Source organism: Paenibacillus hemerocallicola (assembly GCF_006265175.1).
In the GTDB taxonomy this organism is placed as follows: Bacteria; Bacillota; Bacilli; order Paenibacillales; family NBRC-103111; genus Paenibacillus_AB; species Paenibacillus_AB hemerocallicola.
Genome location: NZ_VDCQ01000035.1, coordinates 1 through 13,028 on the forward strand (window position 1 = coordinate 1; position 13,028 = coordinate 13,028).

10 protein-coding genes are annotated in these 13,028 nt (G+C 50.1%); 2 read left to right on the top strand and 8 right to left on the bottom strand.

Annotated elements, in window-relative coordinates; genetic code table 11:
• Nucleotides 1-482: 482 nt before the first annotated feature.
• The 5 genes from FE784_RS22540 to FE784_RS42675 all read right to left on the bottom strand — a co-directional run bounded on the left by FE784_RS22540 (nucleotide 483) and on the right by FE784_RS42675 (nucleotide 5,771).
• Nucleotides 483-719 carry a sulfatase-like hydrolase/transferase gene (locus FE784_RS22540; RefSeq protein WP_281287143.1) on the bottom strand — a complete coding sequence of 79 codons (237 nt, stop codon included), beginning with the start codon at nucleotides 717-719 and terminating at the stop codon, nucleotides 483-485.
• 457 nt (nucleotides 720-1,176) lie between these two features.
• Entirely contained in the window at nucleotides 1,177-1,965 is a 789-nt protein-coding gene (locus FE784_RS22545; RefSeq protein WP_139604493.1) for an alpha/beta hydrolase, read from the bottom strand.
• A 33-nt stretch (nucleotides 1,966-1,998) separates the two neighbouring features.
• Nucleotides 1,999-4,005 carry a glycosyl hydrolase family 28-related protein gene (locus FE784_RS22550; protein WP_139604494.1) on the bottom strand — a complete coding sequence of 669 codons (2,007 nt, stop codon included), beginning with the start codon at nucleotides 4,003-4,005 and terminating at the stop codon, nucleotides 1,999-2,001.
• Between the two features lie 61 nt (nucleotides 4,006-4,066).
• Nucleotides 4,067-5,374, bottom strand: coding sequence for an ABC transporter substrate-binding protein (locus FE784_RS22555; protein WP_176706436.1), 1,308 nt, complete (start codon nucleotides 5,372-5,374; stop codon nucleotides 4,067-4,069).
• A gap of 157 nt (nucleotides 5,375-5,531) precedes the next feature.
• Nucleotides 5,532-5,771: an FAD-dependent oxidoreductase gene (locus FE784_RS42675; protein ID WP_342779126.1), complete on the bottom strand. Its 240-nt coding sequence runs from the start codon at nucleotides 5,769-5,771 to the stop codon at nucleotides 5,532-5,534.
• A 142-nt stretch (nucleotides 5,772-5,913) separates the two neighbouring features.
• On the opposite strand from FE784_RS42675, the gene FE784_RS22565 reads away from it, so the two are divergent.
• Nucleotides 5,914-6,738 carry a helix-turn-helix domain-containing protein gene (locus FE784_RS22565; RefSeq protein ID WP_139604496.1) on the top strand — a complete coding sequence of 275 codons (825 nt, stop codon included), beginning with the start codon at nucleotides 5,914-5,916 and terminating at the stop codon, nucleotides 6,736-6,738.
• A gap of 416 nt (nucleotides 6,739-7,154) precedes the next feature.
• On the opposite strand, the gene FE784_RS22570 is transcribed toward FE784_RS22565, so the two are convergent.
• From FE784_RS22570 to FE784_RS22580, 3 genes are all read right to left on the bottom strand, one after another.
• A complete protein-coding gene (locus FE784_RS22570; protein WP_176706437.1) occupies nucleotides 7,155-8,525 on the bottom strand; it encodes an ABC transporter substrate-binding protein in 1,371 nt (456 codons plus the stop codon).
• 22 nt (nucleotides 8,526-8,547) lie between these two features.
• Nucleotides 8,548-9,918, bottom strand: a complete 1,371-nt coding sequence (locus tag FE784_RS22575; RefSeq protein ID WP_139604498.1) for an ABC transporter substrate-binding protein — start codon at nucleotides 9,916-9,918, stop codon at nucleotides 8,548-8,550.
• 380 nt (nucleotides 9,919-10,298) lie between these two features.
• Nucleotides 10,299-11,342, bottom strand: a complete 1,044-nt coding sequence (locus FE784_RS22580) for a LacI family DNA-binding transcriptional regulator (RefSeq protein WP_139604499.1) — start codon at nucleotides 11,340-11,342, stop codon at nucleotides 10,299-10,301.
• 335 nt (nucleotides 11,343-11,677) lie between these two features.
• Here FE784_RS22580 and FE784_RS22585 point away from each other — a divergent pair, with 335 nt between their 5' ends.
• On the top strand, nucleotides 11,678-13,015 hold the full coding sequence (locus FE784_RS22585; RefSeq protein WP_139604500.1) for an ABC transporter substrate-binding protein: 1,338 nt from the start codon (nucleotides 11,678-11,680) through the stop codon (nucleotides 13,013-13,015).
• Nucleotides 13,016-13,028: the final 13 nt, after the last annotated feature.

Here is a 13,028-nt window from a genome sequence, read left to right on the forward strand (position 1 = left end):
ATTTATGGATTGCAGAGTAAAGGGCTGGCTTCCCAGCCCCTCCTCTACGGAACTCACTTTATATCACAAGCTTTGGACTGCCTCTAATACTTCCTACTCATAAATTAATTTTTGACACTGTGCTGGTGAAGCGCTCTTTACCGCACCGGAACAGGAAACCGCTTTCACAATTCCGCACAGTTTGTTTAAGCAAGAACCTCAATTCGTTTGGTTAGGAATTGCATCAAGCTGGTTAAAGGCTTTCCCCGCCAATCCCGTCTCATCATTTCTTGAGCCGGCTCTGCACCCCCTTTATTCTGATTAATATAATGATTATCTTAATCATATGTTAGTTAACATAATAGATATCATTTACCTATTTGTCAATATTTAATGTGTATGTTTACTAATCAGTCTCCACGTATCAAATTTCCAGTGACCGTCGATTCAGTATAATTCACGCGGCATAATTTGCTCATTTTCTTTCCTCTTATCTTCGTAATTCAATGATGCAGCCCCGTCAAGAGCGATGCTCTGGAAGGAGAGCAGCGAGCTGTATTCGTAAATTGGGTCAGCCGGATTCCGCCTGCGGCCAGCTTATCCAAATTCGGTGTTTCGATATGGCAGCCAAAGCAGCCGATATCCGAAAATCCAAGATCGTCCGCCAAAATAATGACGAAATTAGGCTTCTTCTTCATGGCCACAGGACGTTGCGGAACACTCCCATCTCCTGCAGACAAATCTTCGCCTTCGGGGTTCGACCGGCTGCGCAGCAGCCAGCCTCATGCCGAAGCGGCAATAATGGTTCCCCCTAACGCTCCGAGACCGATCACGAACTCCCTTCGCGACAACTTGTTATATATTCCCGTATTCCTCCGCCTTGTCTCTGCTGGAATCATTTGGCCACCTTGTGTTGCCGGACAGCCTGCTATCAAACATAGAGCTATTATATCAACGTGCGTTATTCGAGCCTACATCAGGAACGATTAAGTGTTTTGCCGATTCGATTAAAAGGTTATAACAACGGCAAAAAGCCCGATTCGCATACGGGCATGCGTACGTCTGGCATTTTATTTACCTAACACCATAATCTCGGACAATCCCGCATTACCGGTTCCTCGCATTCCTGAATCGTTTGATTTATACACAACGAAAAAACGGGCCACGTAATTGGCCCGCGCTTCATCGTTTACAAGGTTACGCATAGCTCTCCAAAAAAGGTTCCAGCACGGTTAGCGCCTCTTGTTGCAGCGGGCTGCCAATCCCATAAAAAAAACCGTGCTCCGCTTCCGGAAACAACACCACCTCCGAACGTTTGGACAACCGCTGGAGCTCCCCGCTCATTTCATAAATAAAGGAATGCGGGAAAAACTTCTCCTTGCCTGCAATAATAAACAGAAAGTCGGCTGCCTCCCCTTCCACATACGCGCTCGGCGAAGCTTTCCGAAATAACGCACTTTCTTCCTCGTACGTGACGCCAAGCATATTCTCAATATCGCGCTTGATGCCATCGTGCATCGGTTCCCATTTCTCTAAGGTGGCCGGTCCATTGATGGACACGCAAGCGATTGGCCGGAGCCACGGTTCAGTTAGTCCAATTCCCGGATTAAATACCGCCGGGTCGGTCAGTGCCAGCAATGAAGCGAGATGCGCGCCTGCAGAGCTTCCAGCCACGATCACCCGATCGACCATAAGCTCCCGCTCCCTGATATAAGCGAGAAACCGGTCATAGCCGATTGCAACATCTCCCATTTGCTCCGTAAAATGAACAGTCGGCGCAAGCCGGTAGCCTGCCGAGGCGCACACATACCCTTTCCGAGAAAAATGGTACAAGTGCCGGTGAAAGCCGTCCCGCGCCCCCGCTCTCCAACCGCCGCCATGAATGTAGAATAGGGCCACTCTCCGGGAAACATGAGTCGGACAAGCGATATCAACAGCTCGTTTCAATACGATATCCTCATCATAATAGCGGGTAATCAATTCCATACTGTCGCTCCTCCCGTCATAACCTTCACACGATCAGATCAAACCGTTCAGTTCCGGCAAAACGAACTGCTGCACATATTGTCTCATCTCGACAAAAGGCCGAATATCGTTAACGTCGGCGATCGTATAAACGAGCGGCGAGTAAATCTCATAGCTTTCTCCACTCGCGGGCGCTTTCCCGCACGGCCACATGTCCACCGTTACGCTCGACGCGGATGAAGCCGCTTTCAAAGCGCTTGTGATTACGGCAAATTCCGTATTGCGAAACAGATTGCCATGTCCGTAATGCTCGAATTCGAACGTTTGTCCGCTTGTTTGCAGCGTAATCGCGGTGAAGGGGGTACGCCCGATCGTCCTTTGACGCAGCATCCAGCAGACGACGACCCATTGGCCCGATGCGACCGATATATCGAACTGCTCCGTAATTCGGTGGGTTGCGACAGTCCCGATTACAGGCGGCTTGGCAGGCGCAGCCTGGCTCCATACCGGTTTTTGCAGCAGCTGCGGATCGAAGCGGTCGCTTCGGAAATACGGTGTCGTCGCACTGTTGTTTAATATTTTCTCGGTATTGTTAGTCCCCGGCATCACAAATTCCATCTTGTTCGTTTGCTGCGGCCAATATGGATCGCTGCATCTGCCGTTCAACGATTGACTGATCAGAACTCTATGTGTGGTTTGCGGACGGGACATGTAGTTTTCTCCGATATCGAAAGGTCCGTTGTGACGGTGCACGTAAATGATAGCCTCGCCCGTATTCGCTTCGAAATAATTGTTTTTTATCGTCAGCCCCCGCTGGCCGCCTGAAATCCGTATAGTGTCCCTTTGCCCTTCCAGAACGTTACGGCATATGGAAATGTTGTGGCCCGAAATGTGGATGCCGCCCATACCCGCGCTTTTCCCGTTGTTTCCACCCTCGTTATAATCATAGACAAATCCGTTCCATGCCGTCGCATCGATCGTTCGGGCAATAAAGTCATTGTGCATCGTGGAACAGTTCTGGATCCGAATAACGCCCATCCCGGCAGAACTGGTACCGCTGGAAGGCGAGCTCGCGTATAATTCGAATGCTTTCCCGAACTTGCCGACCGATACGTGCTCGAATACGAACTCTCTGCTGAATTGCCCTTCCCCGCCCAGATCGAAGCCAAAGCAGCGTTCTGCCTTCAAGCTTTGCGAGCCCGATGCTTTCATTACATTCGTGACGAAAGTCAGATGCCGTGCCACAAAGCCGTTTATGTTGTTTGCATGGGACAACCATACGCAATCCCCGGCATGATCGGCCAATATAGTAGAAGAAACGTTGCTGCCGAAATTGTGCTCGCCCGCTCGGTGCAGATGTTGGATGCTCCGTTTCCCCGTACCCGATAACATGACATTCCGGTGTTTGACGATCAGCCTCGATGTCGTGCGATAAGTGCCGTCGGGGAAAAATACGATTCCGCCTTCCGGCATGCAATCCATAGCCGCTTGAATGGCAGCGGTGTCATCGGTCAAGCCGTCGCCGACGGCGCCGAACCATTTCACACTTACGCCGCGGCCTTCATGAATGCGTTTGAATCGGGCGCCGTATGCCGAGACGATGACGGTTCCCGTATTGTCCGATGTAGTCGTATCGAGAGGGTCATAGCGAAAGCAGCCTTCCTTGCCTTCATCCGTTACGACATACAGATCGACGGCTGGCGCAACGGCCATCAAACGCATATCCGCTATCGTAATGGTCTGTAAACACGATTCGTCCAGCATCGTCGCAATCATGGGAGGGACGAGTTCTTGAATCATTGGCGGCACTTGTTCCTCGACTACCTGCTCGGCGACGTTGCGAATCCCATTGGCATTGCCGCCATTGTTCTTTAAGTTCGATCCATATACCGAAGCGGACACATTTCCTTCCGGTTCCAACGCCCGGGCTTGAAGCAAGCCTCCTACGGCAAACGATGCTCCGGCTACCCCCATGGAAGCAAGCAGCTTCCTCCGGCTTATTCGGTCTCCTTGCTGTACTTCACGCGACGAGTCAGAACGGCTGGGATGTTCCTCGATCATAGGTCATTCCTCCCAAAATAAATGTACAAAATGGAGCCTTCGCTTTCTATGGCCAATTAAGTCATTTGCTCTTCTCCGTTGCAACCATCTTGTTGATCTCTTCCTCTGCTTGACCAAGCGCCGTATTCTCATCCATCGAACCGTTTACGAACTCTCTGAATTTATTGATGAGGATGCTTTCCGCCTTCCCTCTATACGGCGAAGCGACCGGGTACGCAACGGGAATGCTTTTAAAAATGCTTGGCAGACGTTTACCTTTCAAGTCGGGATTGTCGGCGCCGAGCGCTTGCTTCACTTGATCGCTCTTCAGAGGAGACAGTCTTCCTTTTTTGGACAATGCGAGCTGCACTTCCTCCGAAGTGATCAACTCGATCGCCTTAGACGCTTCATCCCGGTGTTTGCCCGTTTTAGTCGCAAGCATGACGTATACACTGGCATTGCCATACGTATTCGGCTTCTCCGTATAGCTCGGATACTGCGCTACATCCCAGTTCAATCCTTCTTTCCCGGCAGCCGACAATTGGGTCAAGATGTTTAAATCGAGCAGCACGGCTAAAGTTTTGCTTTTCATAAACTGATCTTTCGGAGTAGGAGTTATGATGCCATTGCCGGGAATGTCATAAATCGATTTGGCCAGCTTGAACACTCTGTTCCATTTGTCGTTATGGACGCTCGCTATATCCGTTTTCGGATCGATTGCCGCGATGGATAACGGCTGCGACATCCATACAATGGTACTTCCCGGGTCTAGTCCACGGAATTGAGTCCCTCCATCCATCCGAGTCACTTTTTTAGCCAAATCGATGAGCTGCTCCCAGTTCATCCCATCCGTCGGATAAGTCGTTCCGAATTTATCGAATATGTCTTTGTTGTAGTACATCGCGTGGTAGTTCACATTAATGGGCAGCCCGTACATTTCGCCTTTATCCGATGCATTCTTCACATCGTTGAGGTATCCCGGCTCGAAACGGTTGAGGTCGATATTGGATGTTCTGAACAATGGCGTCATATCGGAGACGAGTTCTTTTTCTTTATACGAAGCAAGATTGCCGTTGAAGGTTACGATGAGATCCGGTATAGTTCCGGCAGCAAGCAGCGCATCAAGCGACGTACCGGCGCTCTCCGGATTGTAATTCAACGTAATATGCGGGTATTTCTTTTCCAAAAACGATTGGACTACATGTTTAAACTCCTCATCCAGAACCGTACTTGCGCCTTGGCTTGCTACCTGCAGCGTTACCGGGTTTGCTTTAGCAGACGGAGGTTTAGGCTGTTCGCCTTGCGCTCCTTGCTCGGACGACGTCCGGCTACAGCCGGTAAACAGGAATACGCCGATACTTAACAGGAACAGGAAACTTCTAGTTCTCATATGTGCACCCTCTCGATTTGTATTATGTCCGCGGAGACGCAAATCGTCCTCGCGGCATGTGCGCGCCCATGCCGGCCTTACAAACGGCATCGGCTTACCCTCGTCGAAGAGCTTCGCTGGGGGTTGCGTACTGCGCATTCCAGCATAATTTCTTCGGTTATACCGCTCTCCCCCGCCTCCGTTTGCAGCTCTTTCCCCCGTGGAGACGAGCCGGATACGTGCATTCGAATTTCCGACGAAGCGTTTCCCCCAATACGGATCGGTCTTGACACAGGATCACTCTGGCTCCTTTACGCGCCGCTGCAAGCGCGGCTGTTACTCCGGCAAGCCCCCCTCCCGCAACGAATAGTTGCGTGTTCAAAATTGTTCTTTTGCGGTCATTTTGATCCAGCTGCACGGTTTCCTCGGCGAAATTTAATGAGTTGTGTTTCTGACTTCATACTAGAACAGCCGTTTTCCTTTTAAAATGCCATTTTTTTAATTAAAATGTATACATAATTTAATTACGCACACTTCTTGTTGCAAAGGAGGGAAAACTATTGGATTGCTTCCCATTGAGCGATTGCGTGCCCCGGTTAATTTACTCGATGTATTGGGAGCGCAAAGACAAATTTTTGTTTTATGAAGATACATACAAGGAATGGACCATTTTTGCCGTGGAAAGCGGTTCGTTTTATTACGAACTGGGCGGGGACAAAGGAATCGCAACGTTCGGGGATCTTCTCATTTGTCCTCCGAAAACGCCGTTTCGTCGTGTCATCGTTAAGCCTCTTACTTTTTTCGTATTGCGCTTGCGCTGGTATAACAGGGAGGGAACCCGGATTGAACCGAGTGAAAGCCGGGAATTTTTTACGGGAAAAATTAATATACAAAATACAAGCCGCCTTTCCGCCGACTATATGATGATGAAAAAATCCGAGACGTTCGACAACGAGCGAAGACTGCACCGCATCAGTCATTATGTGCAGGACATCTGGCTAATGTATTGCGGGGAATCCGGAGAGGAGCAGGGGGCGGATAACCGAATCACGCCAAATCAGCCCGATCCGAAAATGCTCAAAGCTTCCTCACTCATCCAAAAGCATGCTTTCCAAACGATTGACCTGAAACATATTGCCGCTATACTCGGTTTAAGCCCTGCGCGATTAACCCAGAAATTCAAGGCAGACTTCGGAATTACGCCGATTCAGCACCTCACCTCCATTCGCCTGGAAAAGGCGAAGCGGCTTCTGCTGGAAACGACTCTGACTTTGGAACAAATTTCGGAAAGCATCGGTTATCAGAACGGTTACTATTTGAACCGGATTTTTATGAAGCATATGAACGTTACCCCGGCGAAATACAGAAAAGCGCACAGCGTCTAAGCAAAAGAGCAAGTCATTCCCTTGGAAATGGCAGAGGCCATAATCGCTTGCCCCATCACCATTTGTTGTTCGATAGCCATTGCCGAACAAGTTTTGGCGACTGTGCGTTGGCCAACACAAAAGAATCCGTAAGTAGGACTCACGGACTCTTGGATCGAAGCTTCCGGATTATCAAACAATATCCAAAGGTTTGATCTTTGTCTTTCACAGGCCGGTATGCGTATTTAAACCCGGTGCGCTTTTCTGAATGCTGCCGGGGGCAGATGGCTTGCGCTATGAGCGGATCGGGTTGTTTCCGCTCGCTCCGCTCCAACAGCCACTGCTCGGCCCCGGACTCTTCGCAGTACATCAGCCGAATATGGTGCAGGCACATGTTGCGAATCCGCTTTTGCATTTCAGCCAAACGTTCAATCTTCTCACTCCGTATAAATCGCGTTGTCTAAAAGTTCTTGTCCTTTTACCTGTAGTGTACGGATCGCTTCTTTCGACGTTTTCTCGCCACTAAAAATCGCACCAATTTCCGATACTGCGATGATGGCAAACTCGTGCTGAACGTCAAAAGGAATTTGACTATATCCGATTTGCAAAAGAGTATCGGCAGGTTTTAACGTATAAAAGGCTTCCAGATTGCGTCCATACTTTTCGTTGCTGTATTTCACCCTCGTCATCAAACCTCTCTCGGTCCTAGACTTAATTTTCGAATATTCGTCGTCATGTATATATTTGATAAACTCCCACGCCGGACGCAACTGCGACGAACGGGAGTTGATCGCGAACAAGTCGGTAATCATAAAATCGGAGCCTGTATCCGAATGTTTCGGGTCTACCGGAACCGTGACCAAGTCCCAATCGAACATTGTCTCTTTCCTCGTCTCTTTCTCTTTCAAAATGGCTAGCAAAGATGGATCGTCAATAGCCATCGCAGTTTTGCCGGAAATAAATGGATCCCGCTTTCGAGGGTCGCTGAATACCGGCTTATCGTGCAACGAGTCTGAATCCAAGTAAAGTGAGCCCGTCTTATACTCGTCCGAAGTTTTCCGAATTATTTTATCCCATGCCTCGGCAGCTACCTGAACTTTCTTAAGATCCGGATCTATGATCTCCAGCCGTTGCCCTCCACCAATCGACTGCACGAAGTAATAGGGATGAGTACCGTTTTTAAATTGCAGTCCGTATATACCCGAGTTTTTGTCCGACCCGGCAGAAAACTTTCGAGCAAGGTCATATGCTTTGTCCCAGCTCATCCGGTCTTTCGGATAAGGGGCGCCATATTGGTCAAACAAATCTTTATTATAGAACAAAGCGAGAGCGTAGTAAGAGTTTCCGAGGCCGTATAACCGCCCCTCCCCCTTTGATCTCAATAACTCAATAACAGCCGGAGCAAGAGCGGTCAGATCGAACCGATCCTGACGGATAATGGTGTCCAGAGCGTACAATCTGCCTTCGGCAGCATAACGGATATATTGATCCATGTTCCATAAATACAACACGTCCGGTTGCTCTTTATTGATAAATTCCTCCATTGCAGCAGTTTGATTATTGGACGTGCTATATACTTTTTCCATGGAAGCAACTTCGACATTTACATTCGGGTATTTGGACATAAATAGATTGCCGTATTTCACATAAAAACGCTCTTCACTAGGATACATAATTTTTAATGAAACTTGAGTGTGCTCCTCCATCGGTTTCCATTCTTGTACGTTTTCGCGATCGTCCGGACGGCACCCTGCCAACGAAAACAGAAAAATTACCGACGCAAGCGCAAATAAGGGTACGAATCGCAAGGGGCTCCCTCTTTCCTTACCTTCATGGTTGTTGTACCGCGGTTTTTTGATGCTTTTCTTCCAATTTAGCATTGTCCCACAACATCTGTCCTTGATCCTGTATCGTTTGGAGCGCCGCCTCGGCCGTTTTGGAGCTGTTCACGGCAGCCTCAATTTCTCGACCGGCCAATTGTATGAACGGTTGAATAAATGATGCTGGCAGTTGATCGGTAATATTCCTGGAAGCGTCCGAAGATGGCGTTGCGTTGTACAGCATATCCAAGTTGCGGCCGTACATGGTGCTGCTGTATCCTGTTCTGGTCAAAAGAAAGAGTCGTTCGGATCTGGATTTAACTTTTGCGTACTCGTCGCTATGTATATACTTCAACAGTTTCCACGCTTCGTTCACGTTAGGGGACTTACTATTGATGGCAAATATACGCTGCACGCTTATATCGACATTGACGTCGGGATCGTGAGGATCCGCCGGTGGCATCGCAATATCCCAGTTTGGCGTTTCGATATCATGCACGTCTTTGGCCTTCTTAAGCTCGTTCATCATGTCGATCCCTCGGATGACCATCGCTGCGCGGCCGTTGAAGAACGCATCGTTGCGGTACAAGTTCGAAACGTTCCCTCCCTGCGGCAGCTTTGGCCGATAAATATTTGCCTTTGGAGAATTAGCCGCGATAACGGTATGAAGAATGTCCTTCCAGGCCGATGTCGCTGCCGTAATTTTGCCGTTTACCGGGTCGATTAAGTCCAATCCTTGCGTCCTGCCGATTCCCATGGCAAAGTAGTATGGCGACGATACGGCCGGCAGTTGCAATCCGTAAATGCGACGCTCCCCCTCCCCATCGTCCGGAAACCTTTGCGCCAGCTGCAAAACATCGTTCCAGCTCATCCCGTTCGTCGGATAAGGAATACCGTGCTTGTCGAATAAGTCGGTATTGTAGTACAGGACCGAAGATGTAAAAGTAGGCGACAATCCGTACAATTTGCCTCCCCCGCTTAAGTTCAATAACCGGATAACCGCAGGAGCCATGCCTTCCAAATCGAATCCGTCACGATGAATTAGCGGACTCAGCTCATACAAATAGCCTTCGGCGGCATATTTAGTAAACTGATCGATATCCAGCATCATTATGTCCGGTGCTTGCTGCAAGACGGCTTCGAAAGCTTGTCTCGGATTTTTGCCGGATGCGAATTGTTCGGAGAGGGATACGACCTCGAAATCAATACCCGGATGCTTGGTCATAAACAATTCACCATAGTCCGTTAAAAATGATCCTTCGCTATCGTACATTACTTTAATTTTGGCCGTTGTCTCTTCTTTTTCTTCGGCTCCACCGCATCCCGGCAAAAAGATCATGATGAACCAAAATATTAGGAAACCGTTTAACAGTTTTTTCATGATAAGGAGGTACTCCTTTTGCTCTGATACAAAGCTGGAAACTATACTTATTAGACCTATTAAAAGGATAAAAGTTGCAATTTATGATGAATTTCGAAATAAAGGTACGATCCGACTTGGCATGTTCCCCGACGTAAAACAGTTTCGACAGCATCGGCAGCGTGATTTTCTGGTTGTAATGCCTTTCCACATAACCACAGACCCGATGTACAAGCAGCTCGTTCGTAGAAGGGATTTCCGACTTGTGTTTCCACTTGTTGTAGTAGCGGGACAGCAGGATGAACCGTTCGGTCATCCGCAGCTGCGCCAGAGCTTGATAGCCGGAATCCCTCGGCAATCTCCGGCCCCCATCGGCGTTCGCGCCCGACGAGATGCCCGCGCTACAACGGCAATACGGTTTTGCCCGGTTGAAATTCCCCTTGCAGCATCGTGTGCTCATACGGCGCGTTCGGATTGGCAATCCGCCACAGCATCCGCTCCGCGGCACGCGTTCCCGCTTCCCGGATCAGCAATTTCGGACGGGACAGTTCCGGCCAGTACGGATTCGATGTATTTTCCAGACTGATCAACGACAATTGCTCCGGTATTCGTATGCCGTTTTCCTCACAAGCCCGGAATATCCAAGGCAAGTGGTAATTGACGCCGCAAAGCACCGCCGTAATATTTTGCTTGCGCACCCTGTGCGCTAGCTCTTCCATATTGCTGCGGCGATCCGTCGTTCGCACCCGAAGCATATGATCTTCCCGCACAGCCGAAAGGCCGTACTCCCGCATCGTCATGACGAAGGCATCCCAGCGCAAGACGAACCCCCGCCACTCCTCCAAGTAATCGCCAACGTACAAAATTCGACGATGGCCGTGCCGGACGAGATGCTCCACGGACTGGCGGACGGCCGCTCCGACATCCCAAATGACGCTATCGGCTCGCGTGCCCGGCATTACGTAATAGATCAGAACCTGCGGGACAGGACAGTTCAATATAGCATCCAGAGACTCCCGGTCAAGCATCGGAGCCAGGAACAGCCCGTCGCAAAGATCGATCTGATGAAGTCGGGCCCAGGCTTCGACCGACATCTCTCCCGCGGCCGGCAACGACAGCTGCTCCACGGTATGCCCATGAGAAGTCATCTTTTGTTGAAGCCCCTCGGCCAATAGCGGATTCATGTCGTTTGTTTCGCTGCTGCGAAAAGGAACGATCAATTTGAATCGGTACGGCTTGCTGCTATGCAGCGGGATTTGCTCGATCGTCTGGGCGCGCTCCTGCGCTTTGCTGGCATAGCCCATCTCCTGCGCCAACTGAAACAACTGGTGCCGCACCGGCTCCGAAACCCCGGTCAATCCGCGCAGCGCCTTGGACGCGGTCTGGACCGATACCCCTGCTGCATCTGCAATATGTTGAAGCGTAACTGCCTTCTTCTTGCGCATCGTGTGTTCCTCTCTCTCCGTAATACCTGAACAGCGCCTTTTTTAACCACATACATCACTTTTATTTTTTAACTCTAATATTTAAACATTAACTTTAACTTTTTTCAATGGAATTACGCTATATCAAGCCAATAGCGTGCTTTTCACGCTAAAAATCAGTATAAATGAGTGAAAATTAATTATATTTTCACCTTAATTTCCTTCTCAAACTTATTCTTTTCTTTAAATTTTATTTTTTAAGCACATTTTAAACTGGAATCCCCAGTTTGTTTCACCTAAGATGAATTTGTAAGAAAGCGCATTCAATAACTATTACAAAAAAGAGGGTGTTCTGCTTGTCTTTCTCATCCCGTCTCACCCGGCTGGCTTCGATCGCCGCCACCGTTGCCGTTCTGTCAGCCTGCGGCCAACAGGACGCACCGCCGTCCGGCTCGGCGGATTCGTCGTCTCCCGCGCCCCCGTCCGCACCTATCAAACTGGTGATGCTGCAGGACGGGGCGACGCTTACGAAGGAGGAATTCCAGACGTTAATCGCGGAGCCCGTCGCCGCCAAATATCCGCACATTACGATGGAACTCGCGGTCAACGGCAAAGGGGACGAGAGCCTCCAACAGTTTATCGCTTCCGGCTCCTTTCCCGATCTGATCTTCGGCACGTACCCGCGCATCACCAGTCACCGGGAATTCCAAACGGTGGAAAACTTGAATCCGATGATCGGACGCAACAAGCTGGACCTGCAGCGCTTTGACCCGGGGGCTATCGCGACCGCCCGCGTCTATTCCGGAAACGGCAACCTCTACGCCTTGCCCTTCTCCTTGAATTTCACCGCGACGTTCTACAACAAAGACATTTTCGACAAATTCGGACAGCCGTATCCGAAGGAAGGCATGACCTGGGAGGACGCGCTGGACGTCGCCAGAAGCGTATCGCGCATCTCCGACGGCGTTCAGTACCGCGGCGCGTTTATTCAAGGCATTGGCGATGTCTCTTCCCAGCTCGGCCTGTCCCGCATCGATCCGGCCGCCGGAAAAGCCAATATAGCTTCTCAGGCAGGTTGGAAGTCGCTGTTCGAGCTGTACAAGGCATTCAACGATCTTCCGGGCAACAAAGACGCGCATACGTCGACCACACTGAATAACGGTTTCCTCAAGGAACAGAACGTCGCGATGGCGATCAGCTACGACGCCCGCTTTGCCGCGCTGGAGAAGCTGTACGGCACGCCGCAGGATTTTGCTTGGGATGTCACCCAGTTTCCGAGCTTCAAGGAGAAGCCGAACGTGACCGTTGCCTCTTCCGGCCATTTCCTGATGCTGTCCTCGCTCGGCAAGCACAAGGAAGAAGCGTTCCGGGTGATCGAGCTGCTGGGCTCGCCGGAAGTGCAGCGAAAAATAACCGACTTCGGCCGCTTTACCGCGCTGCAGGACCCGGCGATCAAGGAAATGTACGGTCATACGATGAAATCGATGCAGGGCAAAAACATTAAAGCGGTATTCAAAAGCCGGTTCGCCGATCCTGTTCCGCCGCATCGGGACGACGATCTGACACTGCCGCAGATCAATGCCGCGCTGACTCGGGCGGTCAACAATGAAATCGACGTCAATACCGCGCTGCGCCAGGCCGAGGAAGCGATCAACAAGGCGATCGCCGAACGGGCGGCAGGACAAGGGAAATAAAATCGCGCACAAC

What these genes read in the sequence shown, in the direction of transcription:
- FE784_RS22545 (WP_139604493.1), bottom strand. Translation starts at nt 1,965, where the DNA reads ATGGAATTGATTACCCGCTATTATGATGAGGATATCGTATTGAAACGA.
- FE784_RS22550 (WP_139604494.1), bottom strand. Translation starts at nt 4,005, where the DNA reads ATGATCGAGGAACATCCCAGCCGTTCTGACTCGTCGCGTGAAGTACAG.
- FE784_RS22555 (WP_176706436.1), bottom strand. Translation starts at nt 5,374, where the DNA reads ATGAGAACTAGAAGTTTCCTGTTCCTGTTAAGTATCGGCGTATTCCTG.
- FE784_RS22575 (WP_139604498.1), bottom strand. Translation starts at nt 9,918, where the DNA reads ATGAAAAAACTGTTAAACGGTTTCCTAATATTTTGGTTCATCATGATC.
- FE784_RS22580 (WP_139604499.1), bottom strand. Translation starts at nt 11,342, where the DNA reads ATGCGCAAGAAGAAGGCAGTTACGCTTCAACATATTGCAGATGCAGCA.